Below are 24813 nucleotides of genomic sequence, written 5' to 3'. Positions count from 1 at the left end.
CAACCGATCAGGCTCTACGCCCGGCTCTCCAGCACGTCGAGAACGTCCTGAAGCGACAGGCCGCGCGACCTGAGCAGCACCAGCAGGTGATAGATCAGGTCGGCGGCTTCGCTGGCCAGTTCGGCCTCGTCGCCGGCGGCCCCGGCCAGCGCCGTTTCGACGCCTTCCTCGCCGACCTTCTGGGCGATGCGCTTGGGGCCGGACGCCAGTAGTCTGGCGGTCCAGCTTTCGGACGGATCGGCGGCCGAACGGGCGGCGATGGTCTGCTCCAGCCGGGCCAGGCGGCCCAGGCCCGGGGCGTCCTCGTCGCCGAAGCAGCTGACGCGATTCAGGTGGCAGGCATTGCCCACCGGCTCAACCCGCACCAGCACCGCGTCGCCGTCGCAGTCGGGGGTGACCGAGACCACCTTGAGCCGGTCGCCGGAGGTCTCGCCCTTCCTCCACCGCCCGCCACGCGAGCGGGAGAAGAAGGTGGCCTCGCCGCTGTCCAGCGTCTCGTCCAGCGCCGCCCGGTCCATGTAGGCCAGCATCAGCACCTGCAGGGTGGCGGCGTCCTGCACCACCGCCGCGATCAGTCCGCCGCCCTTGTCGAAATCGAGTTGAGACGGATCAAGCATTCAAAATCTCCGCTCATCCCGGCGAAGGCCGGGATCCAGATCGTAAGGCTGAACCTGGGTGAATTTGCACATACCAGTCTCGATCGTGATCAGGCGATGTGATCTTGCATCTGGATCCCGGCCTTCGCCGGGATGAGCGGAACGGAGAGTCACAACCGCACCTCTATGCCGTCGCTGTCCAAAGTCCGCTTCAGGTCGGGAATGCGGATGGCGCCGGAGTGAAAGACGCTGGCGGCCAGGGCGCCGGAGACGTCGGCCTCGGCGAACACCTGGCGGAAATGGTCGGGCGAACCGGCGCCGCCCGACGCCACCAGCGGGATGGTCAGGCGCGCGCGCGCGGCCTTCAACTGGGCCACGTCATAGCCGTTGCGAACGCCGTCCTGATCGATGCAGTTCAGCACGATCTCGCCGGCGCCGAGCGCCTGCGCCTCGGTGATCCAGTCCATGGTCAGGCGGCCGGCTCCGCGCCGGGCGTCCGGGTCGCCGGTGTATTTGTGCACCCGCCAGTCGCCATCCTGAAACTGGCTGTCCACGCCCACCACCACGCACTGGCCGCCCAGACGCTCGGCCATTTCGCCGATCAGCTCGGGCCGCTCCAGGGCGGGCGAATTGATGGAGACCTTGTCCGCGCCGTTGTCGAGACAGCGGGCGGCCTGATCCACCGAGCGGATGCCGCCGGCCACGCAGAACGGGATGTCCAGCAGCCGGGCGATGTCGCGCACCCAGCCGTAGTCGAGGGTGCGGCCCTGCGGCGAGGCGGTGATGTCGTAGAACACCAGTTCGTCGGCGCCCTCGTCCCGGTAGCGCGCGGCCAGTTCGGCGGCGTCGCCCATGTCGGTGTGGCCCACGAAGCGCACGCCCTTGACCACCCGCCCGTCCTTGACGTCCAGACAGGGGATGATGCGCCGCGCGGTCATCGCACCGCCGCCAGCGCGTCGGACAGGGTAAAGCGGCCTTCGTACAGCGCTCGACCGATGATGGCGCCGTCGCAGCCGATGGCCTTGAGAGCCGTCAGATCCTCCAGCGAGGAGACCCCGCCGGAGGCCTGCAGCTGAAGCTCGGGGCGGCGCTGCTTGACCTCGGCCAGCAGCTCCAGATTGGGGCCGGTCAGGGCGCCATCGCGGCCCACGTCGGTGACGAGGATGTGGTTCAGCGTCCCGGGGGCATAGGCGGACAGGGCGGCCCACAGGTCCACGCCCGCGCGCTGGGTCCAGCCCTTGAGGGCGGGGACGGGTACGCCGTCTTCCAGCTTCACGTCCAGCGCCAGGGTGATGCGGTCAGGGCCGAAATCGGCCAGCCAACTGGCGACGGTATCAGGCGCGGTGACGGCGAGGCTGCCGATCACAACCCGGGCGACCCCGGCCTCCAGCAGCAGGCGCACGTCATCGATGGATCGCACGCCGCCGCCGCTCTGGACCTTCACTTCCACCGCGCCGGCGAGTTCGCCGATCAGGGCGTGCTGACGCGCGGCGCCGGCCTCGGCGCCGTCCAGATCGACCACGTGCACCCAGGCCGCGCCCTCGCCCACGAACGATACCAGCCGCGCGGCGGGGACGTCGTCATAGCGGGTGACCGCGTCGAAACGGCCGTGCATCAGCCGGACGCAGACGCCGTCCTTCAGGTCGATGGCGGGGTACAGGATCACGCGGGCAGCTCCAGGAAGTTCTTCAGGATGCGGGCGCCGGGGGCGGCGGAGCGTTCCGGGTGGAACTGGCAGCCCCAGCGGTTGCCCGCCCGCACCACGGCCGGGACGGCCCCCCCATACTCGGCGCGGGCCAAGGTGGCGTTCCCGTCGGGGCACAGGAACGAATGAACGAAATAGGCGTGGTCGCCGGGCGCCACGCCCTCAAGCAGGGGATCGTCCCGGTCGATGCTCAGCGCGCTCCAGCCCATGTGCGGCACGGGCAGGGCCGGCCCGGGATCGAGCCGGGCGACCACGCCGGGGATGAAGCCCAGCAGATCGGCGCCGGCGCCCTCATCGCTGCGTTCGAACAGCAGCTGCTGGCCCAGACACACGCCCAGCAACGGACGCTCGAAGGCGCGGATCACCGGCGTCAGGCCCAGAGCGTCCAGCCGGCCCATGGCGTAGGCGGCGGCGCCGACGCCCGGCAGGATGACCCGTTCGGCTCCGGCGATCTCGGCCGGGTCGGACGTGACGCGCGCGTCGGCGCCCAGCCGCTCCAGCGCGAACTGGACCGAGGCCGTGTTGCCCGCGCCATACGCGATGATGGCGACGGTCACGACCGGCCTTCCTTCCCGCTCATCCCGGCGAAAGCCGGGACCCAGTTCTGTCCAGCTTGACGCCGACGCTTCAGGACTGGAGAGCGGCGATCGAACCTGATCCGCTGCGACACCCAAAGCACTGGGTCCCGACTTTCGCCGGGATGAGCGGGGAACACGCGCATCACAGCACCCCCTTGGTGGACGGCACCGCATCGCCCTCCACGCGGATGGCCTGTCTGAGCGCGCGACCCAAGCCCTTGAAACAAGCCTCGGTCATGTGGTGGTCGTCCTCGCCCGTCACCGAGACATGGATCGCCGCGCCTAGGTGTTCGGCCAGCGAGCGGAACACGTGGGCGGTCAGGTCGGTGCGGTATTCGCCGATGAAGGGCGAGGCGAACGCGCCCTCGAACACGCTGTAGGGACGGCCCGACAGATCGATGGAGACCTTGGCCTCCGCCTCGTCCATGGGCAGAACGAAGCCATAGCGGCCGATGCCGCGCCGTTCGCCGAGCGCCTGTTTCAGGGCTTGGCCAAGGGCGATGGCGGAGTCCTCGATGGTGTGGTGCGGGTCGATGTGCAGATCGCCCGCGCACGACAGGCGGATGGAGAAGCCGCCGTGGGCCGCCACCTGCTCGATCATGTGGTCGAAGAAGCCCACGCCGGTCTCGACGGCCACGGGCGCGGCGGCGTCCAGATCGACGGCGCAGACAATGCGCGTCTCTTTCGTGTCGCGCACGGCCTCGCCGCGCCGGGCGGGGCGGGCGCGGGGCGGGTTGAGGCCGAAGGCGGCCAGCAGGCGGTCGTTGACCTCCTGCTTGATGGAGACCGGCAAACGCAGCCGCTCGCCCGCCGGGGCCGAGGCGATCCCGTAGGCCTCCAGCGCGGCGCGGACGGCAGGAATGTCGTAGGGGCGGGCGATGATCACCGGGCCGAAGCCGGGCTCGACGACCGTGACCCGCTCCAGCTCACGCACCGTGCGCGCACGCTCGGCCTTCACGGTCTCGATGCGCTGGGCGGTCTCGATCATGCGCGAGGGGTCCAGCGCCTGCATGGCCAGCCGCACCAGCGGCGCGGGCAGGGCCCAGGGCTCCAGCATTGCCGCCAGCCGGGCCAGGGCCTCAGGCGCCGCGATGGCCGCGCCGACGCGGGCCCCGGCCAGCCCATATGCCAGCGACAGGCTGCGCAGCACGATCAGGTTGGGGTGTTCGGCGGTCAGGGCGGCGGCGGACTCGAAGGGCGCGAACTCGATCAGGCCCTCGTCGATGACCAGCAGGGCGGGCGCGGTGCGTGCGGCCATTTCCTCCACAGCCTCGGACGAGCCGAGGGCGCGCACCACCATGGCGGCGGTGTCCCCGTCGCGACCATAGATGGCGGCCAGTTGCGAATAGGGCTCAGCGGCCGGCGCTTGCACAGACCGGCCGTCTTTCGCAGCGAGGCGCCAGACCAGTTCCAGACCGTGGGTGACGCCACGCACGGGCAGGACGCGCTCGGCCGGGACGCTGTAAATTTGGGCCAGCCGTGCGGCGAGGGCGTCGGCGTCCGCCGGATAACGGTCCAGGCCGTCGCTGCCGGCGACCAGCGGCGGGAATGGGGCGGGCAGGCTCATAGGAAGGCCCTCAGATCAGCGGCGCGGGCGTGGGCCTCAAGACCCTCCAACCGGGCCAGACGGGCGGCCACGGGGCCGAGCACACGGGCGCCGTCACGGCTGACCTGCTGCACCGACATGGCGGTCATGAAGGCGCCCGTGGAGACGCCGGAGAACGCCCTCGCGGCGCCGTCGGTGGGCAGCACGTGGCTGGGCCCGGCGGCGTAGTCGCCCAGGGTCTCGGCGGCGTAGGTTCCCACAAACACGGCCCCGGCCGCGGTGATGCGGTCGACTAAATCTTCGGCGTCGGCGGTCTGGATGGACAGGTGCTCGGGGCCATAGAGGTTGGCGACCTCGGCCGCCTCGGCCGTGTCGCGCACCCGGATGACTCGCCCCTCGTTCAGGGACGCCCGGGCGATGGCGGCGCGGGGCAGGTCGGCCAGCTGCTTCTCGACTTCCTCAAGGATGTACGCGATGCGGCGGGCGTCGTCGCAGACCAGAATCACCTGGGCGTCCACGTCGTGTTCAGCCTGGCTGAGCAGGTCGGCTGCGGCGATGGTCGGGTTGGTCTGGCGGTCGGCGATGACCATCAGCTCGGACGGTCCGGCGGGCATGTCCAGCGCCGGGCCGCCGGGCAGGGCGGCGGCCTGCTTCTTGGCCTCGGCCACATAGGCGTTGCCGGGGCCGAACAGCTTGTCGGCCCTGGGCAGTCCGCCCACGCCGAAAGTCAGGGCGGCGATGGCCTGGGCCCCGCCGACGATCCAGAGCGCGTTCAGCCCGGCCAGATCGGCGGCCAGGATCATCATGGGGTGCGGCTGTCCGGTCGGGCCGGGCGGGGTGACGGCGGCGCGCACCGGCACCCCCGCCACGGAGGCGGGAATGGCCAGCATCAGCAGGGTCGAGAACAGGGGCGCGGTGCCGGCGGGCACATACAGCCCCGCCGCCTCGATGGGCCGCCAGACCCGGCGCGAGCGGACGCCCGGCGTGGTCTCGATCCAGTCGCTGTCGGCGGGCTTCGTCGCCTCGTGGAAGCGGCGCACGTTGTCGGCGGCGGTCTTCAGCGCGGCCTCGTCCTCGGACGCCACGGCGGCGCGGGCCTCTGCGACGGCTTCAGGGGTGATGGCGAGGCGCCGGGGCGGGGCGCGGTCCAGCTTGACGCACCAGTCGTTCAGCGCCCCTTCGCCACGATCCTGAATATCGTCGAAGATGCGGCGCACGGCGTCGCTGACGGCGGTGTCCGTCCGTCGCGCGGGACGGGCCAGGGCAGCGCGCCGCCCGGCCTCGTCAAGGGATGACCAGTCGAGGGTGCGCATCACATCATCTTCTCAATGGGCAGGACCAGAATGGCCGAGGCCCCGGCCGCCTTGAGCTTCTCCAGCGTCTCCCAGAACACGGACTCCTGACATACGGCGTGGACGGCCACGGCGTCGTCGCGGCCCGCCAGCGGAGTGACGGTGGGCGAGCCGGCGCCCGGCAGGATGGCGGTGATCTCGGCCAGGGCCGAGCGCGGCGCGTTCAGCATGACGTATTTGGCGCCCTGCGACGCCACCACGCCCGAGACCCGCTCGACGATGCTCTCCAGCAGGCCCGCCAGTTCCGGCTCAGGCGCCTGGGGCGAGCGGATCAGGACGGCTTCGGACTTCAGCACGCTCTCGCGGGCCAGAAGGCCGTTGGCCTCCAGCGTCGCGCCGGTGGACACCAGATCGCAGATGGCGTGGGCCAGCTTGAGTCGCGGCGCCACCTCGACGGCCCCGCGCATGGTGATGATGTCAGCGGTGACGCCCTGCTCGGCCAGAAAGCGGCGCAGGATGTTGGGATAGGAGGTGGCGACCCGCTTGCCCTGCAGCGAAGCGGGCCCCGCGTAGTCCAGCGCCGGCGGCACGGCCAGCTTCAGCTCGCAGCGGCCGAAGCCCAGCGACATGACGATCTCCGCATTGGGGCCGCCGTTCTTCTGCTCCTCGAGCACATTCAACCCCACCACGCCCAAGTCGCAGACTCCGTCCGCCACGAAGGTGGGGATGTCGTCGTCGCGCACGCGCAGCAGATCAATGGGGTGGTTCTCCACCCGGTACAGCAGGTCGTTCGCGCCCTTCATGACGCGCAGACCCGCGTCACGGATCAGCTCGAGAGAACGATCGGCCAGACGGCCGGATTTCTGGACCGCGATGCGCAGTCGCCCGGATGCAGTACTCATGTGACTTTACCTTAGTGTCGGGGGCGCTTGATGCGATCGAGCACCAGCCGGTAGCCCTGATGGGGCATTTCCCTGAGGAAGCGCGCCACCCGCACCACTGTGGTGGGGCTGGCGTGGGCCTGTTCGGCGATCTCGCGATAGGACTTGCCGCCCGCGTCAAGCAGGCGCGCAACCTCCCACCGTTCGGCGAAGGCGCGGATTTCGGAGGGCGTGCAAAGGTCCGCGAGGAAGGCGTCCACCTCCTCGCGCGTGCGCAGGCTCAGGATCGCGTCGAAAAGCGCGGTCCGGGCGTCATTGGTCGTGGGCACGTCCTGATAGGCCATGCCGTTTCACTACGGTGTTACAGTGGAACGCGCAAGGCCTATTTCTTGGCGTTGTGCGCTTCCATGCCCTGGCGGATCAGCTCGGCGGCTTCCGACGCATCGGCCCAGCGGTGGACCGTGACCGTCTTGCCCTTCTCCAGATCCTTGTAGCGGGTGAAGAAGTGCTCGATCTGCTCGATCAGGATGGAGGGCAGCTGGCGATAGCTGGCCACGTCCGAATAGAACGGGTTCAGCTTGTCCACGGGCACGGCCAGGATCTTCTCGTCGCCGCCGGCCTCGTCGGTCATCATCAGGGCGCCGATCGGCCGCGCGCGAATGACGCAGCCGGGCACCACCGGGGTCGGATTGATCACCAGCACGTCGCAGGGATCACCGTCGTCCGACAGGGTGTGGGGCACGAAACCATAGTTGCCGGGATAATACATGGCGGTGTGCAGGAAGCGGTCGACGAACAGGGCGCCGGAGGCCTTGTCCATCTCGTACTTCACCGGGAGGCCGCCCTGCGGAATCTCGATGACGACGTTGATGTCCCAGGGCGGGTTGGGTCCGACGGGAACGGCGTCCAGCTTCATGACGGTCTCTTTCGTGCGGTTCAGGCGAAACTCGGGGAGGGCGGCGTGATAAGCCCGGCCCGTCCCCGCCGCAAGCGCCCTTGCGTAATAAGGGGATTGCATCGCAGCATGGGATGCGTTCACGGGCAAAGGATCCGGCCATGACATACTGGGACTGGGGGGCGCTGGCGCTCTTCTTCGTCTGCTGGCTGGGCTACGGCCCGCTGCTGCACCTGCTGGCCGGCAAGGGCGGGGTGCTGAACGACGACATGCTGACCGTCCGCCAGGGCTGGATGAACCAGATGGCGGTGCGCGAATTGCGCCTGGTGGACAGCCAACTGATGGGCCATTCCATCAACTCCGCCTCCTTCTTCGCTTCGGCCAATCTGCTTTTGATCGCGGCGGTGGCGGGGGTGCTGTTCGGCGGCGAGGCGGCCCTGAGGGGCGTCGCGGCTGTCGGCGCGGATATAGGCGGAGCAGAAGCGGCCTCTCTGGAGATACTGGAGGGCAAACTCGGCCTGATCACCCTGTGCCTGGCCCGGGGGCTGCTGGATTTCATCTGGTCGATCCGGCAGATGAACTACACCCTGGCCCTGATCGGCGCGACGCCGGAGGGCGAGACGACCATGGACCGCACTGCCTACGCCAGGGCCGCCGGATCGCTTCTGAATCCCGCCATGGTCGCCTTCAACAGCGGGGTGCGGGCCTATTACTTCGCCCTCGCCGCGACGGCGTGGCTGTTCGGCCCGTTCTGGCTTGCGCTCGGCGTGATGGTTGCGTTCAGCCTCCTGCTCTGGCGTCAGAAGGGCTCGCCCGCCGCCCGCGCCATCAGGACGGCTCGCCGCATGCTTGGTGAGCAGTGATCTCGCACCCGCGAAATAGGGGATGCTTGATCCCCATGCCGTGAAAACGGTTTCTGTTACGGCATGTGATCGCAAGTGCGAAATGCACGCTTGACGGATTGTGCATCGCAACGTAGCTTGATTTTCGACGCTTTCGAGCGTCTTGCCCTTCCTGGGCGTTTCCTCCCTATAGACTTTCAAACCGCGCCCTCGGGCGCGGTTTTTTTTGCCTGAAATCCTATTCGGCCGCCTGGGTGTGGGACCGCAGCCCCGACCAGTCGTGCGCGGCCAATGCGGCAGTCACCCGTCGGATGACATTCTGCGTCATGGCGAAGTGCGGTCCAGGGGTCAGGGCGTCCTCATCCAGGTACAGCCCCCGGTTCAATTCCACCTGCACGGCGTGAAAGCCCTCGTCGGGCCGCCCCCAAACCTGGGTGGACCAGCCGCCAGCATAGGGGCGGTTCAGGGCCACGCGCCAGCCCGCGCGCTCGAACTGCGCGCGCAACAGCCGCGTCACCTCGGCCGAGCAGGACGAGCCGTGCCGGTCGCCCAGCACCACGTCCGGCCCCCGCACCCCCGCCGGGCGCCCCACCGCCCGCGACGGCATGGAGTGCCAGTCCACCAGAACGGCGTAGCCGAACCGGTCGCGCGCCCTGTACATCAGACGCTCCAGCGCATCGTGATAGGGCCGGTGCGCCGCGGCCAGCCGCGCCAGGGCGTCATCATGGGTCAGGGCGTGATCGCGGATCGTCTGGCCGTCGCCGGTCAGGCGCGGAATTACGCCGAACCCCGCGGCTACGCGAGGAGACGTAACGCCGCCGCCCTCGACCACCTGGGGGTCCAGTTCTTCAGGATCGCGGTTCAGATCCACATAGGCCCGACCCAGCCGCGCGGCGATCAAGGGAACGCCCAGGTCCGGATTGGGGGCGACCAGCCGGTTCACCAGAGCGTCCTCGGCGCTGCGCAACGACAGTTCCGCCAGTTCGGCCCGCGCCCCCAGATCGTCCGGATACACGTCCCCCGAATGGGGTGAGGCGAACACCAGCGGGGACACGATCGGCCGCGGCGCCTCCAGCGCGTCAGCAGGCTCAAGAGTGAACACAGGCGTCGTCATGGCCAAGCCATAACCCATTTCACGCGCCTGTGGATGATCCGCCCGCCTTCATCGGCGGTTTACCGTCCCCGGCCTACCTTGAGCCCAGTCACAACGGGGCGGCATCCATGGCGCGAATCCTTCTTGCGGAAGACGACGGCTCCCTGCGCGGGTTCCTGACCCGCGCCCTTGAGCGAGCGGGGCACGAAGTCACCGCGTGCGAGAATGGCGACGACGCCGTGGACGCGCTGGAAGACGGTCCCTGGGACCTGCTGCTCACCGATATCGTGATGCCGGGCGCCGACGGCATCGAGGTCGCGCGAATCGCCGCCGCTCGCCAGCCGGGCTTGCGCATCATGTTCATCACCGGCTTCGCCGCCGTCGCCCTGACTGCGGCCCAGTCCACGCCGCAGGCCAAGGTGCTGTCCAAGCCTGTTCATCTGCGCGACCTGGTCGCTGAGGTTGAGCGCATGGTTGCGGCCTGAAGCGTGCTCCGTCGTGAGCGCCCCGGTCGCTCACGAGAATCTCACTGGACGTCCAGACCCCATTTCCCGCCATGCGCCTCTAACACGGTCGCATGACGAAGCGCATGGCGCTCTCTGGCGGCCTCGTGGACGAAAACCCGGCCGTGCCTGGGCCCTGCAGCGCTTTGAAAATCCTAGACGAATACTAAAGCGAAGCTGAAAAAAGACGTCCTGTGAAAAGAAATCGCTTCGTCCGAATTCGGACTCACAAGCTTTGCGGCTGGAACAAATTTTTTGACCGCCAAGTTTTCGAGGCAATCATTGAAGTTTTTATGAGAGCCTCATCATGTTCATTCACAACAAAAGACTTATGTATACGGTCAGGGTTGCGGAGCCCAATCCGGGTCTCGCCACGCTTATGCTTGAGCAATTCGGGGGGCCGCAGGGCGAGTTGGCCGCCGCCATGCGCTATTTTACCCAGGCGCTGGGCGAGGAAGACGCGGGCCGCAAGGACATGTTGCTGGACATCGCCACCGAGGAGTTGAGTCACCTGGAGGTCATCGGCTCCATCGTCGCCATGCTGAACCGCGGCGTCAAAGGCGAGCTGGCCGAGGGCGCGATGGAGGAGGCTGACCTCTACATGTCGTTGAACGCCGGCGGCGAGAGCCACACCACCTCCATCCTCTACGGCGGAGCCCCGGCGCTGGTGAACTCGGCCGGCGTGCCGTGGACGGCCGCCTATGTGGACTCCATCGGCGACCCTGCTTGCGATCTTCGGTCCAATATCGCCGCCGAATCCCGCGCCAAGATCGTCTATGAGCGGTTGATCAATGTGACCGACGATGCCGGCATCAAGGACGCCCTCACGTTCCTGATGACGCGCGAGGTCGCCCACCAGAAGTCGTTCGAGAAGGCGCTCTACGCCATCGAGCCCAACTTCCCGCCCGGCAAGATCCCCGGCCACCCGGACTTCGCCGACAAGTACTACAGCCTGTCGCAGGGCGAAGGCGAGGCGCGCGGGCCCTGGAATGAAGGCGAACAGTGGGAGTTTGTCGACGAGCGCGAAGAACAGTCCGCCGTCGATGGCGGCGACGGAACGGCGGCCGTCGGCCTGTCGGCCAAGGAGACCAAGGCCGTCGACGCCTTCGCCACACGCACGGCTTCGAATCCGGACTCCAATCCTGTCACGGGCGCGGATCTCGGCGCCGGCCCCGGAGCCGGCAAGACCACCAAACTCGAGTCCTGATCCACTTCTCTTCCCTCCGACAAGAAAGGCGGCGCGGTGACCGCGCCGCCGAAGGACGTCATGGTTCCGATTATCCTGCTGCTGTTTCTCTTCAACGTCCTGTCGTTGGTCATTCTGGGGGCGTCGGGCTGGCTGGGCTGGTCCTGGTATCAGGGTGAACTGATCGCCGACCCAGACGGGACAGTCACGCGCGTGCGGGAAGACTGGCGGCTGTGGACCGCCCTGGCGCTGCTGGCATGGTCATTCCTGGGTCGCCGGGCGCTGCTGCCCTTGCTGGCGCGCAAGGACCATGTGGCCAGCATGCCGGTGCGGATCGCCGGCGCCCGTGTGCAGGGCGTGGACGGGGCCGAGCTCTATGTGGAGACCCTGGGCCCCGCCGGGGCGCCGACGGTGATCCTGACCCACGGCTGGGGCATGGACAGCACCATCTGGAACTACGCCAAGTCGGACTTGAGCCGGCGGTTCCGGGTCGTCACCTGGGACCTCCCCGGCCTTGGCGAGTCGAAGGCCGGCAAGCCGAATGGCGTCAGCCTGACCGCCTTTGCGGCGAACCTCCGGGCCCTCATCAAGGACACCGGCGGACCGGTCGTGCTGGTCGGACACAGCATCGGCGGCATGACCATCCAGACACTGGCCCGCGACTATCCCGAGATGCTGGGCCGCGAAGTGGTCGGGCTGGTGCTGATCAACACCACTCACATCAATCCTCTGCGAACGATCATCTTGAGCCCCTTTTTCCAGGCGATCCGACTGCCCGTCCTCACCCCGCTGATGATGGCGGCCATCGTGCTTCAGCCTCTCGTCTGGCTCAGCGCCTGGCAGAGCTACCTGAGCGGCATGGCTCATGTGGCCAATCGCTTCGGTTTCGGCCGCTTCGTCACCCGCAGCCAGCTGGACCACACGACCCTGCTGATGACCCGCAACCCGCCCGGGGTACAGGCGCGCGGAAACCTGGCCATGTTCGGGTGGGACGCCACGGCCGCCCTGCCGACCATTCCGGTCCCGGTTCTGGTGATCGGCGGGGACATGGACATCGTGACCAGGCTGGAGGCCAGCCGGACCATCGCGGGGGCCATTCCGCACGCCCACCTGCAGGTCGTCGAAGGCGTCAACCACATGGGCTTTCTGGAGCGAGCCGACGTCTACAACATGGCGGTGGCGAGCTTCATTGACGGTATCCGGGTCCGCGTATCCCCCTACGGACAGGCCGTGGGGTAGGCGCCCTTCAGGCGAGCTTCCCGGTGGCGGGCCGCCAGCCGGCCCCGCCGTTAGAGCCCGAACGCCGCTGCGCGCATGCATTATTATTGCGGGCGCGGACCCTCGATGCGCGTTCACCGTTTGACCTGTGCATCGAAGGAACGACCCCATGTCCCTCAACGACGTCGCGCTCGCACGGCTCATCATCGAGAATGTCCGGAGCCATGGCATTATCGGCCTGGCGCCCGACGGCCACATTACGGCCTGGGCCGCAGGCGCCGAAGCGATCACGGGCTACAGCCGCGAGGACGCGCTGGGCATGAACATCGCCGACCTCTTCACGCCCGCAGATCAGGCGGCCGGCATGCCACAGGCTGAAGTCCAGACCGCCCTGCGGGAGGGCCGCGCCGAGGACAGCCGGTGGCACCAGCGCAAGGACGGCAGCCTGTTCTGGGGCAACGGCGTCACTGTGGACCTGGGCGCCGGCGGGCTGCTGGCGAAAATCTTTCGCGACGAGACCCCCGCCAAGCACGCGGAGGAGCAGCGCGTGCTGTTGCTGAACGAACTGAACCACCGCGTGAAAAACACCCTGGCGACCGTTCAGTCGATCGCCGAACAGGGACTGCGGGCGGCCGGAGTCGAAAAGTCAGTCCGCGAGGGGCTGTCCAACCGCCTCATCGCCCTGTCCCAGGCCCACAATGTGCTGGTCACCGAAAACTGGGCCGGGGCCGATCTCAGGACGCTGATCTGCGAGGTGCTGGCGCCCTACGAGCGGGATCCATCGCCGATCCGGATGGAGGGCCCGCCTGTGCGCCTGCATCCCTCGCAGGCGGTAAGCGTATCCCTGGCCTGTCATGAACTGGCGACGAATGCAGCGAAGTACGGCGCGCTCAGCACGCCGGACGGCCGGGTCGCGGTTGACTGGAATCTGGCTCACAACGGCGAGGGACAGCGTTTTCTGACGCTGTTGTGGAGGGAAAGCGGCGGTCCGGCCGTTGTCCCTCCGACGCGTGAAGGGTTTGGCGCCCGGCTGATCCGTCAGACGTTCGCGGCAGAACACGGCGGGCGGGCCCACATTCAGTTTCCACCTGAAGGGGCTCACTGCAGCCTTCTGCTGGCCCTTATGGATGAGGAGCCGGCCGAGCCCGGACAGCCGGCTGACCCGGCCCCCGTACCCGCCTGAGGGCCTGCACTCAGTTCGGCTTGAACACCACCTTGGTGCATTCGTTGGATTGTCGTGGAAGTTCTTGTAGCCGTCGGCCGCCTGCTCCAGCGGTAACCGGTGACTGATCAGTTCAGTGGTCTCCCGCAGCACGTGCTGGCGGTCCGTGCCTGCGTCTTCACCTGTTTCCGGCGTCGCGCGAACTGCGGTTGGACCAGATGGCGACGCCGCCGACCGACACGATGAAGGCGGAGAAGGCGGCGATCACGGCGCTCACGACAATGAGGGATGACAGGGGCATGCTGATCTCCTTTTTTTCCATTCTGTTTGGGTGGAGCCGCTGCGTCCTTGATCCGGATCAAGGATTTGGGCTGCTTTCACACGCCCAGGCGGCCGAGCCGGGTCATTTCGTCCAGCCAGACACGCCGCTTTTCAGCAGACGCTCCCTCGACCATGCCGAACACTGTGTTTCTGACCGGCCCGATGCCCACAAATTGCAGGACATTACGCCTGAAAATCCGGAGGCTGTGTGCGCTGAACCAGCTGAAGTAAAGCCAGCCCGGCATGCCCATGGTGACGACCAGGCGTGCGGATCGGCCCTTGAGCTGTCCACCTGTGGCCTTCCGCTTCGGATCGAAGGCGAACCCGGGGCGAAACACCTGTTCAATGAAGGCTTTCAGGACCGCAGGCACATCGCCGAGCCACAGGGGATAGATCACCACCACATGTTGGGCCCACAGCAGGTCCTGCTGACAGGCCTCGACGATCTGCGGCGCAGGGCCCTCCCAGGCGGCGCGGCTGTTCAGCAGCGGAATGTCCAGGTCGCCCAGGATCAGGGTGCGCAGGGTGTGGCCGGCCTCACGCGCACCTTCGCGGTACGCCTCCGCCAGGCCGTGGCAAAGGCGCTGCGGCGAAGGGTCGGGATGACCTTCGATGATGAGGATGCGCCGGGGCGGCTTGCGGTGCGTGTCCATGCGACATGATCGTCGCTCGCCTGGCAATCGGCCTTGATCCAGATCAACGGAGAATCGTCACCCGCACGGGTCAGTAGCCTGCCCCCAGGGCCAGCCGCATCAGGTCCGACAGGGTTCGGACGCCGGCCTTTGTCATGAGATTGGCCCGGTAGACCTCGACTGTGCGCGCGCTGATCTCCAGGTCGCGGGCGATCTCCTTGTTGGACTTGCCAGCCGCCACGCCCGCGAGCACGTCGCGCTCCCGGGGGCTGAGACGGCCTAGCCATTCCGGCGCATCGCCTGCAGCGGCGGCGGCGGGCGTCGCGGCCGATGTCGAAACCGCCAGGGCGGCCTCGACGAGGCGCAGGAACACCCTGTCGTCGAAGGGCTTCTCCAAGAAATCCCAGGCGCCTGCCTTCATCGCCTCGACCGCCATCGCCACGTCCGCGTGGCCCGTGATGATGATGACCGGATGGGGCAGCTCAAGGGACCTGATGCGTCGAAGCAGGTCGAGCCCCGACAGACCCGGCATGCGCACGTCCGTGACGATGCAGCCGGGCTCCAGATCCCGTTTCCGATCCAGCAGGGTCCGGGCATCCGGATACGTCCGGTGCGCATGGCCGCCGACGTCGAGCAGAAAGGACAGCGACTCGCGCATGGCCTCGTCGTCGTCCACGATATGAACCAGACGGTCGGTCATCCGGTGTCCTCTCCTGCCAGGGGAACAGTGAAGGCGAATACGGTCCCGCCGCCGTCGTTCGGTTCACACCAGATAGAACCGCCGTGAGCCTCCACAATGGTCCGGCAGATCGAAAGCCCGACGCCCATGCCGTCCGCCTTGGTGGTGACAAAGGGCTGGAACAGCCGGGCCTGAACCTCGGGCGCGAGACCTTTTCCGGTATCGCTGACCCAGATCCGGGCCAGGCCCTTGTCGTGGGCAGCAACGCCGATGACGAGGTCACGCCGGGGCTCGCCCGCCATCGCTTCCACGGCGTTGCGGATGAGATTCAGCGCCACCTGCTGGATCTGGATGGAGTCGGCCAGCACCGGTCCTGCGGCCCGATCGAACTGATAGGAGACCCGCAGATCCAGCGGTCGCGCGCCGATCAGGCCCAGGGCGCTGGCCTCCTCCATGATCTTGACTGCATCTTGCGGCGTCCGCTCCGTGCCGCCCTTGGCGACGAACTCCCTCAGGCGGCTGATCACGTCGCCGGCCCGTAGCGCCTGGTCTCCCGCCTTCCTGAGCGCGTCCCGTACCCGCTCCAGGTCGGGATCGGACTGCTCCAGCAGGGTGGCGGAGCCCTTCATGTAGTTGTTGATGGCGGCCAGGGGCTGGTTGAGTTCGTGCGCCAGGGACGACGCCATCTCGCCCATGATGCTGAGACGCGACACGTGCACCAGCTCGGCCTGCAACTCCTGCAGCCGGCGCTCCTGCTCGCGCCGATCGGTCAGGTCGCGCACAAAGCCGGTGAAGAAGCGGTCGCCGTCGAACTTCGCCTCGCCGACCGCCAGCTCCATTGGGAAGGTGGACCCGTCCCGCCGCTGCGCTACGACGATGCGGCCGATGCCGATGATGCGCCGTTCGCCGGTGGTCCGGTAGCGTTCCATGAAGCCGTCGTGATCCTCGCGGTAGGGCGAGGGCATCAGCACCTTGACGTTGCGGCCCTCCACCTCCGCGGCTCGCCACCCGAACAGGCGCTCGGCGGTCGCGCTGAACGACTGGATCATGCCCTTTTCGTCGATGACGATCATCGCCTCGGGCACGGTATCAAGGATGGACTGAAGCTGGGCCTGCCGCGCGGCGGCCTGTCGACGGCGCGCGAGGTTCATATGCCCCATCTGCGCAACGACGGGCCCGATGATCAGGAACAACACCGCATCAAGGGTGTTGGCGAGATTGGTCCAGAGCGCCTCGCCCAGAAACAGGATCGACAGGATCAGGCAAAGGCCTGTGGCCGCCAGGGCCGGCGTGCGTCCGCCGAGCGCGGCCGACAGCAGCACCACCGGCAGGTAGAGCAGAAAGAAGCTGCGATCGCTGAAGGTCTCATCCAGGCCAAAGCGCAGCGTGAGCACGACGGCGACGCCCGCGATTACCGCCAGGACGCCGCGAATGAGGTCGTCCCTCTTGACCACCGTCAGATTGCTCAGCCGCATGCCCACCGCCGCAAGGAAGAGGCCTCGGGCACTATCACGCGGGGCCCGAACGCCGCCAATTCTTTCCGGCGCGGTGTCGCCGGACCCGGTGGCAGAACGCACCGTCAGGCGTCGGCCCACGCCCGCAGCCGTTCTGGCCGCAGCAGGCGATAGCGGCGCGCGCCGAAGAACTCGACCATACCCTCGGCCTGAAGCTGGGACAGCATGCGCGAGACTGTCTCGATGGTCAGGCCCAGATAGTCGGCCATGTCCTGCCGGCCCATGGCCAGTTCGCCCTGACCCATGCGGCGGCTCAACGACAGCAGGAATACGCCGACCCGCTCCAGCGCCGTATGGCGCCCCAGCAGCATCAGGTGCTCGCGCGACCGCTCCAGCTCCTGGGTGGTGGCCTCCCACAAGGCGGCCTGGATGCGGGCGTCTCCGACCCGCCCGGGCAGGGCGGCCCCGGGCTTGAAGACCAGCACTTCGCAGGTAGTCAGCGCCTCGGCCGCGAACCGGTGCGTCGGTCCGCACTCCAGCCCGAACATGTCGTCGCTGAAATAGAAGTCACCGATCTGGCGGCGGCCGTCGCTCATGATCCGCGTCGTGCGCACCGCGCCCGAGATGACCCGGTACAGCAGATCCGCCTTCTCATCCTGGGCGTAGATGTCCTCGCCCCGCGCGAACACCATCCGGACGCCGAGTCCGTCCAGGGGCTCGTGATGGCGGGGCGCCTGAACAGCGGAATGCAGAAGGGTCATGGGCTTGCTCCTTGAACCCAAGCTAGGCGGGCGGGACAGAGCCGGAAATTCGGGAGCGTCCCCTAAGGGATTCTACGGAGGCCGCCGCACCCTTGATCTGGATCAAGGCGGCGCGCCGCCGGGCGCGATACCTTGCGCCACAAGACTCGATCCCGGCGACGCGTGCAGATTCCCTGCTACGCCCAGCGCGGGCCTCAGGCGCCTTCGCAGCCCAGGCTGTCCCGCGCCTCAAGGAGTGACGCCATGCGTAATCTGTTCATCGCCGGCCTGGCCCTGTCAGCCGCCGCCTGCGCGCCCTCTCCAGAAATCGGCGCGACCGGAGACGCCCGCCTCGATTCCACCGGCATGGAAGCCGCCGCCGCCGAACGCGCGGAGTTGATCGTGCGCTCGACCTGTTCAGGCTGCCATGCGGTGGGACTGACCGGTTCCAGTCCCCTGCCGTCCGCGCCGACGTTCCGCGAGATCGCGGCCAGGCGTGATCTCTTCCTCCTTGAAGAGGACTTCGGCCGCGGCCTGGTGACCTCCCATCCCGACATGCCGCCCTACCGGTACCGGGCCAGCGAGATCGACGACCTGATGGCCTACTTCCGCAGGCTGGAGCGTGAGGGCCGGCTGTAACTCCACAACATCTTCAGCCGGTCACCCGGCCTGCTGCTCACTCACTGACCTGCACCCATCGCTCAGCCGAGGCCCCATGGCGTACAAAGATATTCTGCTGCCGCTCTTCACCTACCCGACGCCGATCCCCGAGTCGGCCATGCGCAATGCGGCGGCTATAGCCATGCGGCTGGGCTGCGGGCCGGACGGCGGCGAACTCGCCGCCATGGTCTTCAAGGTCCAGATGCAACCCGCGCGAAACCGTCTGGCGAATTTCCTGGCCCAGACCGATGACCTGATCCGCGAAGAAAACCGTCGATGCGCCGCCGTGGCCGAAAAGACCGCCGCCGCATGGTCCGGGATTGCCGCCGGGTATGGGCTGAAGAGCCGGACCTTCATCCGCGACGTGGACATGTTCGGCGAAGCCGAAGCGCTCTCCCGTGCCGCGCGGACCTCCGACATCTGTATGGTCTCGATAGGCCCCGAGCAGGAAATCGACAAGGCGGCGGCGGAATCGATGCTGTTTTCGTCAGGTCGACCGCTCCTGATTTTCCCCGAGGCGGCTCCGCTTCGGGACAGCGGAACATTCGAGCGCATCGTCGTGGCCTGGGACGCAAGCCGCTCTGCGGCGCGCGCGCTCGGTGACGCCCTGCCCCTGCTCATCGGCGCCCGCGATGTCCGTATTCTGACGGTGATCGGTGAAAAGCCCTCGGCCAGATCCGGCCAGGGCGATGAGGTCATCCGGCATCTGGCGCTGCACGGCGTACAGGCGACGGTCGATGAGGTCGAGGCCGCCGGGCGGCCCATCGGCCAGGTTCTGGAAGCCCATATGGAGCAGCAGGACGCTGACCTGCTGGTGATGGGCGGCTTCGGCCATTCGCGGGTGCGCGACTTCCTGCTCGGCGGCGCGACCGGCGCGCTCCTGAAGGATCCCAGATTTCCGGTCCTGCTCGCACACTGATGACCCGCTGGCTGAGTCCGCGCCGGAACGGGAGTTCGGCGGCTCTGGCCGGACTCGGCGCGGCCTATGTGGTCGTTCTCGTCATCGGCCTGGTGACGGCGCCCTCAGGCGCGCCCATCACCGATCCGTGGTTCACCCTGATGGAAGGGCTGATCCTGCTGATCGCGCCCCTGATGGTGGCGATGATGGCCGCCATCCACGCGCGGGCGGCGTCCGAGGCGAGGATCGGCGCGCTTCTCGCGGTCGCCTTCATGACCGTGGCGGCGGCGCTGACCGCCACGGTTCATTTCTCGATTCTCACCCTCAGCCGCACGCCACCCTTCACGGACGCGGCGTGGTCCGGAGTCTTCGCGTTCGAGTGGCCATCGCTGGTCTACGCCGTCGACATCCTGGCGTGGGACGGCTTCTTCCCCCTGGCCCTGTTCTGCGCGGCCCCGGCCGTTCGCAGCAAGCGGATCCGCCGTCTGCTGCTGCTGGCGGCGGCCCTCGCCCTGATCGGGCTGCTGGGCCCTGTCCTCCGGCGCATGGACATCCGCAACATCGGCATCCTTGGATACGCCGTAGTCTTTCCGCTCGCCGCAGCCCTGTACGCCTTCCGCACCCCGCGGACACCGGCGCCGGGCGGCGGCTGAAGCGCGCTGCAGAATCAGAAGCGGCCCCGCATCGGGGGCCGCTCCGTTCCGTCGTTCGGCGTCGTGCTAGAACCGGCGCGACACACCCAGCGAGACCACCCAGGGGTCGAGGCTGACGTCGCTGGTCAGGGCGCCGTCGTTGATCTCGGCGCCCGTGTCGAACCAGATCTTTTTCACATCCACATTCAGGCTCCACGGCCCCTGCAGCCCGATGTCGGCCCCGGCTTGCAGCGCCAGGCCGAAGCCGTCGTCCAGGTCCACCGAGTACCCGTTGAGGTCCTCTCCTTCAAAGAAGACCATGTAGTTCACGCCCGCGCCCACATAGGGGCTGAACCGTCCCTCGGTCAGCGGACGGTACTGCAGCGTCACCACCGGCGGCAGCACCCAGGTCTCATGTACCGCCACATCCGTCGCCGGTCCCCGGGCGCGGATTTCGTGCCTGGTGGCGCCAAGGATGGCCTCAACGGCGAAGTGATCGGTCAGGAAGTAGGTGAAGCCCAGCGTCGGCATGGTGCTGTCGCCCACGTCCACGACGAGGCCGCTGTCGGCGCCGGCAGCGGTCAGGATCGCGTCGTCCGCGCCCGACGACACATTGCTGACCCGCGCCGAGATCAGCCAGTCGCCCGCGCGCGGCGCCCGCCAGGCGTCGTAGCTCTGGGCCATAGCCGGCGCAGCGCAGGCCGCCGCGGCCAGGGCGGTGAGGATAAGGGTTTTGGCTTTCATGATGTCATCCCCGACGCCCGGTCGCCTCATGCGGCCTCTTCGGCGTCTTGCCGGAAGGATGATCTCAGGCGGGAATCCGCGCCTTGATTTAGCGCAAGTCCTTGCTGGGAAAGACGTTTCAGATCACCCGCGCATGTCGCCCGACGGGGCGGGCATGGGCGTCGAACACCGCGCAGACGGCGCGCACGAAAGGCCGCCCCAAGGGCGTCACCGTGACCCGCGTCCCTTCGATCCTTATCAGGCCATCCGCCGCGAAGGGCTCCAGACGGCGCCAGACGTCGCGCAGGCCGTGGGGGTCCAGGCCGTGCAGTCGGGTGCACGCTTCCACGTCAACCGTGAAGTCGCACATCAGCCGTTCGATCAGCGCGCCGATGAGGATGTCCTGATCGCTCAGGCCGACGCCGCGTGCCACGGGAAGCTGTCCGTTCTGCACTGCCTGGCGCCACGCGCGCTCCTGGACGATGTTCTGTGCGAACCCCTGCGGCGCACGGCTGATCGCCGAGGCGCCCAGGCCGATCAATGTCGGGGCCGTGTCGGTCGTATAACCCTGGAAATTGCGGCGCAGCCGTCCCGCCTTCTGGGCCGCCGCCAGAGAGTCGTGCGGCAGGGCGAAATGGTCGAGTCCGATGGCCGTCCAGCCCTTGGCCTGAAGGTATCGTGTCGCCGTCTGGCTCTGGAGGAACCGGGCGTGGGCGTCCGGCAGGTCCTCGGTGCGGATCAGCTTCTGATGGGGCTTCATCCAGGGCACGTGGGCATAACCGAACAGCGCGATGCGGTCGGGCTTCAGATCGGTGATCTGGCCCAGGGTGGTCACCACATTGACCTCGGTCTGCAGCGGCAGGCCGTACATCAGGTCCAGGTTCAGCGAGGTCACTCCTTGCGCCCGCAGCCCTTCGACCGCGCGGCGGATGGACTCGAACGACTCCGGCCGGTTGACCGCCGCCTGCACGCGGGGCGAGAGATCCTGAACGCCCAGGCTGGCGCGACTCAGGCCGATCCGGCCGGCGGCCCGCACCCAATCGTCGGTGAGAACCTCGGGATCCAGCTCGGCGGCGATGTCGTAGCAGTCGGACAGGTCGAACCGGGCGGCCAGACCGGCCATGAGCCGTTCCAGCTCCTCCGGCGGCAGCATGTTGGGCGTGCCGCCGCCCAGATGGATCGACCCCACCCGGACGCGCCGCCCGATGTGGGCCAGCACCAGATCCGCTTCGTCCAGCAGCAGGTCCACATAGCTGCTCATCACCGCCACGCGGTTCATCGCCCGGGTGTTGCAGCCGCAGTACCAGCACAGGCGCTTGCAGAACGGGATGTGCAGATACAGCGAGACCGGCGCGTCCACCGGCGTCGTCGCCAGCCACTGGCCCCATCGCGTCCCGTCCACGTCCGCCGTGAACTGGGCGGCGGTGGGATAGGAGGTGTAGCGCGGCGCGTGGGCGTCATAGCGCGCGATAAGATCACGCACGGTCTCCGCAGGCAGGGCCGCGGTTGGGTCAGACAGGCTGGGGGTGAGCATGGAGCGCTTCAAAAAAAGTCGCGGCGCCCCGGATTGAAGCGCCGCGACAGTGGAGGGTCAGTGACCGGGTTCGGCGTCTTCGGGATCGGGCGTCGAGAGCCCGGCGTCCCCTTCGTCGAACAGGCGGAACTCGTGCCACAGGCCGTTCAGGACGCCGAAGGCGACCGCCAGGCCGAGGCCCAGAATCCAGGCGAAATACCACATGGGATGAGAGCTCCTCGGCTCAGTAGAGGTCAGGGTTGGTCTTCAGCGCGCCGGTGGAGCTGCGGCCCCACAGCACCCGGTAGACCCAGGTCGTGTAGATCAGGATCAGCGGCAGGAAGATGATCGTGCACACCAGCATGATGAACAGGGTCAGGTGGCTGGAGGAGGCGTTCCACACGGTCAGGCTGGAGGCCGGATCGATGGAACTGGGCAGGATGAAGGGGAACATCGAAAGACCGACGGTGGCGATGATCCCGACCGTCGAGACGGACGAGCCGCCGAAGGCCAGCACATCCGACCGTCGCCACATCCCGACCAGGGCCGCCAGGGCGCCGGCGAAGCCCAGGAACGGGGCCGCCAGCATCCAGGTGTAGGTCTGATAATTGGTCAACCAGGCCCCCGGAACCGCCTCGGTCAGGGCGCGCAGCGGGTTGGACGGGCCTTGGACGTCCAGTCCCCCGGTCACCGCATAGCCGACGCCGCCGTACGCCACATAGAAGCCGCCGGCCGCGAAAAGGATCAGCGACAGGATGGCGGCGATAGTGCCGTAAGTTCTGGCCCGGTCCAGCACCGGTCCCCGTTCGGCCTTTACGCTCAGCCAGGCGGCGCCGTGCACCACCAGCATGGCGACCGAGAGCAGTCCGGCCAGCAGGCTGAAGGGGGTGAACAGGCCCAGCAGGGTGCCGTCATAGAAGATGCGCAGTTCACTGGTCAGGCGGAACGGCGCGCCCAGCAGCACATTGCCCACCGCCACGCCGAACACCAGGGCAGGCACGAAGCCGCTGATGAACAGGCTCCAGTCCCAGAACGCCCGCCACCGGGGCGAGGTCCGCTTGGACCGGTACTTGAACGCCACGGGTCGCAGGATCAGGGCGGACAACACCAGAAACATGGCCAGGTAGAAGCCCGAGAAGCTGACCGCATAGACGAGGGGCCAGGCGGCGAAGATCGCCCCGCCCCCCAGGATGAACCACACCTGGTTGCCTTCCCACGTCGCCCCCACGGTGTTGATCACCATGCGGCGCTCTTCGTCCGTCCTGGCCACAAAGGGCAGCAGCGAGCCCACGCCCAGGTCGAACCCGTCGGTGAGGGCGAAGGCGATCAGCAGCACCCCCAGTATGCCCCACCACAAGACGCGTAGTGTCGCGAAATCGATCGGCAGATCCATGATCGGATATCCTTTGAAAGACGAGGTCAGGCCACGGTGGGCGCGGGGTCCCGCGCGGCGTCGGCGGGCTGGGGGTCAGGGTCCCCGAACAGGCTGAGTTCGTGGAAAGGCCCCTTCTTGATGGTGTGCAGGATCAGTCCGACCTCGACCACGGCCAGGGCGCCGTAGAACAGCGTGAAGCCGACGATGGTGGTCCACAGCTGCGGAACAGTCAGGCTGGAGGCGCCGAGGAAGGTGGGCAGAACCCCCTCGACCGCCCATGGCTGGCGACCGACTTCCGCGACAACCCATCCCAGTTCGGCGGCGACCCACGGCAGGGGCATGGCCAGCAGGGCTGTCCACAGGAACCAGCGTGTGTCGTGTTTGCGCAGGGTGCACAGGATGAAGGCGGTGGCGAACAGGGCGATCATCAGGAAGCCGATCCCCGCCATGATCCGGAACGTCCAGAACATCAGCGGCACATTGGGCACGGTGTCCCAGGCGGTGATCATGATCTGCGCCGGCGTGGCGTCGCGGGGGTCTTCCACATGCCGCCGCAGCATCAGGCCATAGCCCAGGTCGTTGCGGTGCACCTCGAAGTCCGCGCGGGCCCGCACATCGGTGGTGTCGGCCTTGATCCGCTCCAGGGCGTCATAGGCCAGCACCCCCCGTTCGATGCGGTCCTCGGCGACGGCGACCAGTTCGAAAATGCCGTCGACGGTTCCGTCCAGGCTGCGCGTGGCGATGAGCCCCAGGGCCCATGGAATCTGGATCTCGTAGCGGGTCTCCCGGGCGGCCATGTCGGGCATGCCGACGATGCTCAGCCCGGCGGGGGCTTCGTGGGTGCGCCACATGCCCTCGATGGCCGCGAGTTTCATCTTCTGGTTGTCGGTCAGGGCGTAGCCGCTCTCATCGCCCAGCACGACCACCGACAGGGACGCCGCCAGACCGAAGGCCGCCGCCACGGTCATGGACCGCTTGGCGAAGCCCACGTGGCGTCGGCGCAGCAGGTAGAAGGCCGACACGGCGAGCACGAAGGCCGCGGCGATCACATAGCCGGCGGAGACCGTGTGGACGAACTTGGCCTGGGCCACGGGATTGAACAGCACGGCCATGAAGTCCGTCACCTCCATCCGCATGGTGTCCGGGTTGAAGGTCGAACCCACCGGGTTCTGCATCCAGCCGTTGGCGATCAGGATCCACAGGGCGGACAGGTTGGTGCCCAGCGCCACCAGGAAGGTGACGAACAGGTGCGTCACCGGCTTCAGCTTGTCCCAGCCGAAGAACATGAGGCCCACGAATGTGGCTTCGAGGAAGAAGGCCATGAGCCCCTCGATCGCCAGCGGCGCCCCGAATATGTCGCCGACGTAGTGGCTGTAATAGCTCCAGTTCATGCCGAACTGGAACTCCATGGTGATCCCGGTGGCGACGCCGAGCGCGAAGTTGATGCCGAACAGAACGCCCCAGAACCGGGTGATGGTCCGCCAGATCGGCCGGCGGGTCATCACATAGATCGACTCCATGATGACCAGCATGAACGAGAGCCCCAAAGTCAGGGGCACAAAGAGGAAGTGGTAGAGGGCTGTCAGCGCAAACTGCAGCCGGGAGAGGTCGACGACCGCTAGGTCGATCATGGCTGAACTCCTGGAATCGGCCCCGACGACCGATGTCTCACGGCCCTTAGCCGGGACC

General features: G+C 67.7%; 28 protein-coding genes. 8 read left to right on the top strand and 20 right to left on the bottom strand.

Annotated elements, in window-relative coordinates:
• Positions 1–14 precede the first annotated feature (14 nt).
• The 9 genes from hisIE to ppa all read right to left on the bottom strand — a co-directional run bounded on the left by hisIE (position 15) and on the right by ppa (position 7514).
• The gene (hisIE, locus tag ACK4SE_RS09275; protein ID WP_409691558.1) at positions 15–617 is read right to left on the bottom strand and encodes a bifunctional phosphoribosyl-AMP cyclohydrolase/phosphoribosyl-ATP diphosphatase HisIE; all 603 of its coding nucleotides are present in this window, start codon (positions 615–617) and stop codon (positions 15–17) included.
• A gap of 149 nt (positions 618–766) precedes the next feature.
• Positions 767–1534 (bottom strand): imidazole glycerol phosphate synthase subunit HisF, encoded by a 768-nt coding sequence (hisF, locus tag ACK4SE_RS09270; RefSeq protein ID WP_409691555.1) that lies wholly within the window; start codon positions 1532–1534, stop codon positions 767–769.
• The gene (hisA, locus tag ACK4SE_RS09265) at positions 1531–2262 is read right to left on the bottom strand and encodes a 1-(5-phosphoribosyl)-5-[(5-phosphoribosylamino)methylideneamino]imidazole-4-carboxamide isomerase (protein ID WP_409691552.1); all 732 of its coding nucleotides are present in this window, start codon (positions 2260–2262) and stop codon (positions 1531–1533) included. The genes hisF and hisA overlap by 4 nt, the downstream gene beginning before the upstream one ends.
• Positions 2259–2858 (bottom strand): imidazole glycerol phosphate synthase subunit HisH, encoded by a 600-nt coding sequence (gene hisH, locus ACK4SE_RS09260; protein WP_409691549.1) that lies wholly within the window; start codon positions 2856–2858, stop codon positions 2259–2261. The genes hisA and hisH overlap by 4 nt, the downstream gene beginning before the upstream one ends.
• Before the next feature lie 163 nt (positions 2859–3021).
• A complete protein-coding gene (gene hisB, locus ACK4SE_RS09255; RefSeq protein WP_409691546.1) occupies positions 3022–4446 on the bottom strand; it encodes an imidazoleglycerol-phosphate dehydratase HisB in 1425 nt (474 codons plus the stop codon).
• Positions 4443–5738 (bottom strand): histidinol dehydrogenase, encoded by a 1296-nt coding sequence (hisD, locus tag ACK4SE_RS09250; RefSeq protein WP_409691544.1) that lies wholly within the window; start codon positions 5736–5738, stop codon positions 4443–4445. Before hisD ends, hisB begins: the two co-directional genes overlap by 4 nt.
• Positions 5738–6619, bottom strand: a complete 882-nt coding sequence (hisG, locus tag ACK4SE_RS09245; RefSeq protein WP_409691541.1) for an ATP phosphoribosyltransferase — start codon at positions 6617–6619, stop codon at positions 5738–5740. The genes hisD and hisG overlap by 1 nt, the downstream gene beginning before the upstream one ends.
• An 11-nt stretch (positions 6620–6630) precedes the next feature.
• On the bottom strand, positions 6631–6942 hold the full coding sequence (locus ACK4SE_RS09240; protein WP_409691538.1) for a YerC/YecD family TrpR-related protein: 312 nt from the start codon (positions 6940–6942) through the stop codon (positions 6631–6633).
• A gap of 38 nt (positions 6943–6980) precedes the next feature.
• Positions 6981–7514, bottom strand: a complete 534-nt coding sequence (gene ppa / locus ACK4SE_RS09235) for an inorganic diphosphatase (protein ID WP_409691535.1) — start codon at positions 7512–7514, stop codon at positions 6981–6983.
• A 140-nt stretch (positions 7515–7654) separates the two neighbouring features.
• On the opposite strand from ppa, the gene ACK4SE_RS09230 reads away from it, so the two are divergent.
• A complete protein-coding gene (locus tag ACK4SE_RS09230; RefSeq protein WP_409691532.1) occupies positions 7655–8356 on the top strand; it encodes a DUF599 domain-containing protein in 702 nt (233 codons plus the stop codon).
• A 217-nt stretch (positions 8357–8573) separates the two neighbouring features.
• Here the strand turns inward: ACK4SE_RS09230 and ACK4SE_RS09225 are convergent, their stop codons facing one another.
• Positions 8574–9449 carry an N-formylglutamate amidohydrolase gene (locus ACK4SE_RS09225; RefSeq protein WP_409691529.1) on the bottom strand — a complete coding sequence of 292 codons (876 nt, stop codon included), beginning with the start codon at positions 9447–9449 and terminating at the stop codon, positions 8574–8576.
• Positions 9450–9556: 107 nt separating this feature from the next.
• Between ACK4SE_RS09225 and cpdR the strand changes: the two genes are divergently transcribed.
• The 4 genes from cpdR (at position 9557) to ACK4SE_RS09205 (ending at position 13518) form a co-directional block, all read left to right on the top strand.
• Entirely contained in the window at positions 9557–9913 is a 357-nt protein-coding gene (cpdR, locus tag ACK4SE_RS09220; RefSeq protein WP_409691526.1) for a cell cycle two-component system response regulator CpdR, read from the top strand.
• A gap of 325 nt (positions 9914–10238) precedes the next feature.
• A complete protein-coding gene (locus ACK4SE_RS09215; RefSeq protein WP_409691523.1) occupies positions 10239–11138 on the top strand; it encodes a manganese catalase family protein in 900 nt (299 codons plus the stop codon).
• 60 nt (positions 11139–11198) lie between these two features.
• Positions 11199–12356 carry an alpha/beta fold hydrolase gene (locus tag ACK4SE_RS09210; RefSeq protein WP_409691520.1) on the top strand — a complete coding sequence of 386 codons (1158 nt, stop codon included), beginning with the start codon at positions 11199–11201 and terminating at the stop codon, positions 12354–12356.
• A gap of 148 nt (positions 12357–12504) precedes the next feature.
• Positions 12505–13518, top strand: coding sequence for a sensor histidine kinase (locus tag ACK4SE_RS09205; protein ID WP_409691517.1), 1014 nt, complete (start codon positions 12505–12507; stop codon positions 13516–13518).
• Between the two features lie 157 nt (positions 13519–13675).
• On the opposite strand, the gene ACK4SE_RS09200 is transcribed toward ACK4SE_RS09205, so the two are convergent.
• The 5 genes from ACK4SE_RS09200 to ACK4SE_RS09180 form a co-directional block, all read right to left on the bottom strand.
• Positions 13676–13798 carry a hypothetical protein gene (locus ACK4SE_RS09200; protein ID WP_409691514.1) on the bottom strand — a complete coding sequence of 41 codons (123 nt, stop codon included), beginning with the start codon at positions 13796–13798 and terminating at the stop codon, positions 13676–13678.
• Between the two features lie 76 nt (positions 13799–13874).
• Positions 13875–14471, bottom strand: coding sequence for an NAD(P)H-dependent oxidoreductase (locus tag ACK4SE_RS09195; protein WP_409691512.1), 597 nt, complete (start codon positions 14469–14471; stop codon positions 13875–13877).
• A 70-nt stretch (positions 14472–14541) separates the two neighbouring features.
• Positions 14542–15150, bottom strand: coding sequence for a response regulator FixJ (gene fixJ, locus ACK4SE_RS09190; RefSeq protein WP_409691509.1), 609 nt, complete (start codon positions 15148–15150; stop codon positions 14542–14544).
• The gene (locus ACK4SE_RS09185; RefSeq protein WP_409691506.1) at positions 15147–16604 is read right to left on the bottom strand and encodes a PAS domain S-box protein; all 1458 of its coding nucleotides are present in this window, start codon (positions 16602–16604) and stop codon (positions 15147–15149) included. Before ACK4SE_RS09185 ends, fixJ begins: the two co-directional genes overlap by 4 nt.
• A 104-nt stretch (positions 16605–16708) precedes the next feature.
• Complete coding sequence (locus ACK4SE_RS09180; protein ID WP_409691503.1) at positions 16709–17344, bottom strand: helix-turn-helix domain-containing protein; 636 nt, start codon at positions 17342–17344, stop codon at positions 16709–16711.
• A gap of 243 nt (positions 17345–17587) precedes the next feature.
• Between ACK4SE_RS09180 and ACK4SE_RS09175 the strand changes: the two genes are divergently transcribed.
• From ACK4SE_RS09175 to ACK4SE_RS09165, 3 genes are read left to right on the top strand one after another with little or no spacing between them, the layout of a single operon-like run.
• Positions 17588–17962 carry a c-type cytochrome gene (locus ACK4SE_RS09175; protein ID WP_409691500.1) on the top strand — a complete coding sequence of 125 codons (375 nt, stop codon included), beginning with the start codon at positions 17588–17590 and terminating at the stop codon, positions 17960–17962.
• On the top strand, positions 17946–18902 hold the full coding sequence (locus tag ACK4SE_RS09170; protein WP_409691497.1) for a universal stress protein: 957 nt from the start codon (positions 17946–17948) through the stop codon (positions 18900–18902). Before ACK4SE_RS09175 ends, ACK4SE_RS09170 begins: the two co-directional genes overlap by 17 nt.
• Entirely contained in the window at positions 18902–19534 is a 633-nt protein-coding gene (locus tag ACK4SE_RS09165) for a hypothetical protein (RefSeq protein ID WP_409691494.1), read from the top strand. Before ACK4SE_RS09170 ends, ACK4SE_RS09165 begins: the two co-directional genes overlap by 1 nt.
• Before the next feature lie 66 nt (positions 19535–19600).
• Here the strand turns inward: ACK4SE_RS09165 and ACK4SE_RS09160 are convergent, their stop codons facing one another.
• The 5 genes from ACK4SE_RS09160 to ACK4SE_RS09140 all read right to left on the bottom strand — a co-directional run bounded on the left by ACK4SE_RS09160 (position 19601) and on the right by ACK4SE_RS09140 (position 24752).
• Positions 19601–20257 carry an OmpW/AlkL family protein gene (locus ACK4SE_RS09160; RefSeq protein WP_409691491.1) on the bottom strand — a complete coding sequence of 219 codons (657 nt, stop codon included), beginning with the start codon at positions 20255–20257 and terminating at the stop codon, positions 19601–19603.
• 118 nt (positions 20258–20375) lie between these two features.
• Positions 20376–21770, bottom strand: coding sequence for an oxygen-independent coproporphyrinogen III oxidase (gene hemN / locus ACK4SE_RS09155; protein WP_409691488.1), 1395 nt, complete (start codon positions 21768–21770; stop codon positions 20376–20378).
• Positions 21771–21827: 57 nt separating this feature from the next.
• Positions 21828–21974, bottom strand: coding sequence for a cytochrome bd-I oxidase subunit CydX (gene cydX, locus ACK4SE_RS09150; protein ID WP_409691485.1), 147 nt, complete (start codon positions 21972–21974; stop codon positions 21828–21830).
• Between the two features lie 19 nt (positions 21975–21993).
• Complete coding sequence (gene cydB, locus ACK4SE_RS09145; RefSeq protein ID WP_409691482.1) at positions 21994–23142, bottom strand: cytochrome d ubiquinol oxidase subunit II; 1149 nt, start codon at positions 23140–23142, stop codon at positions 21994–21996.
• A 26-nt stretch (positions 23143–23168) separates the two neighbouring features.
• Positions 23169–24752, bottom strand: a complete 1584-nt coding sequence (locus ACK4SE_RS09140; RefSeq protein ID WP_409691695.1) for a cytochrome ubiquinol oxidase subunit I — start codon at positions 24750–24752, stop codon at positions 23169–23171.
• Positions 24753–24813: the final 61 nt, after the last annotated feature.

Origin of the sequence: Brevundimonas sp. (assembly GCF_046293315.1) — a bacterium.
Classification (GTDB): domain Bacteria; phylum Pseudomonadota; class Alphaproteobacteria; order Caulobacterales; family Caulobacteraceae; genus Brevundimonas.
The sequence above is the reverse complement of the archived record's forward strand: the minus strand, read 5'-3'. Positions and strand labels throughout refer to the sequence as shown.

Coding starts and splice junctions, on each gene's coding strand:
- ACK4SE_RS09230 (WP_409691532.1), top strand. CDS start 7,655: ATGACATACTGGGACTGGGGGGCGCTGGCGCTCTTCTTCGTCTGCTGG.
- ppa (WP_409691535.1), bottom strand. CDS start 7,514: ATGAAGCTGGACGCCGTTCCCGTCGGACCCAACCCGCCCTGGGACATC.
- cydB (WP_409691482.1), bottom strand. CDS start 23,142: ATGGATCTGCCGATCGATTTCGCGACACTACGCGTCTTGTGGTGGGGC.
- ACK4SE_RS09165 (WP_409691494.1), top strand. CDS start 18,902: ATGACCCGCTGGCTGAGTCCGCGCCGGAACGGGAGTTCGGCGGCTCTG.
- cydX (WP_409691485.1), bottom strand. CDS start 21,974: ATGTGGTATTTCGCCTGGATTCTGGGCCTCGGCCTGGCGGTCGCCTTC.
- ACK4SE_RS09180 (WP_409691503.1), bottom strand. CDS start 17,344: ATGACCCTTCTGCATTCCGCTGTTCAGGCGCCCCGCCATCACGAGCCC.
- hisIE (WP_409691558.1), bottom strand. CDS start 617: ATGCTTGATCCGTCTCAACTCGATTTCGACAAGGGCGGCGGACTGATC.
- ACK4SE_RS09195 (WP_409691512.1), bottom strand. CDS start 14,471: ATGGACACGCACCGCAAGCCGCCCCGGCGCATCCTCATCATCGAAGGT.
- ACK4SE_RS09200 (WP_409691514.1), bottom strand. CDS start 13,798: ATGCCCCTGTCATCCCTCATTGTCGTGAGCGCCGTGATCGCCGCCTTC.
- ACK4SE_RS09160 (WP_409691491.1), bottom strand. CDS start 20,257: ATGAAAGCCAAAACCCTTATCCTCACCGCCCTGGCCGCGGCGGCCTGC.
- hisD (WP_409691544.1), bottom strand. CDS start 5,738: ATGCGCACCCTCGACTGGTCATCCCTTGACGAGGCCGGGCGGCGCGCT.
- cpdR (WP_409691526.1), top strand. CDS start 9,557: ATGGCGCGAATCCTTCTTGCGGAAGACGACGGCTCCCTGCGCGGGTTC.
- ACK4SE_RS09225 (WP_409691529.1), bottom strand. CDS start 9,449: ATGACGACGCCTGTGTTCACTCTTGAGCCTGCTGACGCGCTGGAGGCG.
- ACK4SE_RS09240 (WP_409691538.1), bottom strand. CDS start 6,942: ATGGCCTATCAGGACGTGCCCACGACCAATGACGCCCGGACCGCGCTT.
- hisF (WP_409691555.1), bottom strand. CDS start 1,534: ATGACCGCGCGGCGCATCATCCCCTGTCTGGACGTCAAGGACGGGCGG.
- hemN (WP_409691488.1), bottom strand. CDS start 21,770: ATGCTCACCCCCAGCCTGTCTGACCCAACCGCGGCCCTGCCTGCGGAG.
- hisB (WP_409691546.1), bottom strand. CDS start 4,446: ATGAGCCTGCCCGCCCCATTCCCGCCGCTGGTCGCCGGCAGCGACGGC.
- hisG (WP_409691541.1), bottom strand. CDS start 6,619: ATGAGTACTGCATCCGGGCGACTGCGCATCGCGGTCCAGAAATCCGGC.
- fixJ (WP_409691509.1), bottom strand. CDS start 15,150: ATGACCGACCGTCTGGTTCATATCGTGGACGACGACGAGGCCATGCGC.
- ACK4SE_RS09210 (WP_409691520.1), top strand. CDS start 11,199: ATGGTTCCGATTATCCTGCTGCTGTTTCTCTTCAACGTCCTGTCGTTG.
- ACK4SE_RS09215 (WP_409691523.1), top strand. CDS start 10,239: ATGTTCATTCACAACAAAAGACTTATGTATACGGTCAGGGTTGCGGAG.
- ACK4SE_RS09175 (WP_409691500.1), top strand. CDS start 17,588: ATGCGTAATCTGTTCATCGCCGGCCTGGCCCTGTCAGCCGCCGCCTGC.
- ACK4SE_RS09185 (WP_409691506.1), bottom strand. CDS start 16,604: ATGCGGCTGAGCAATCTGACGGTGGTCAAGAGGGACGACCTCATTCGC.
- ACK4SE_RS09205 (WP_409691517.1), top strand. CDS start 12,505: ATGTCCCTCAACGACGTCGCGCTCGCACGGCTCATCATCGAGAATGTC.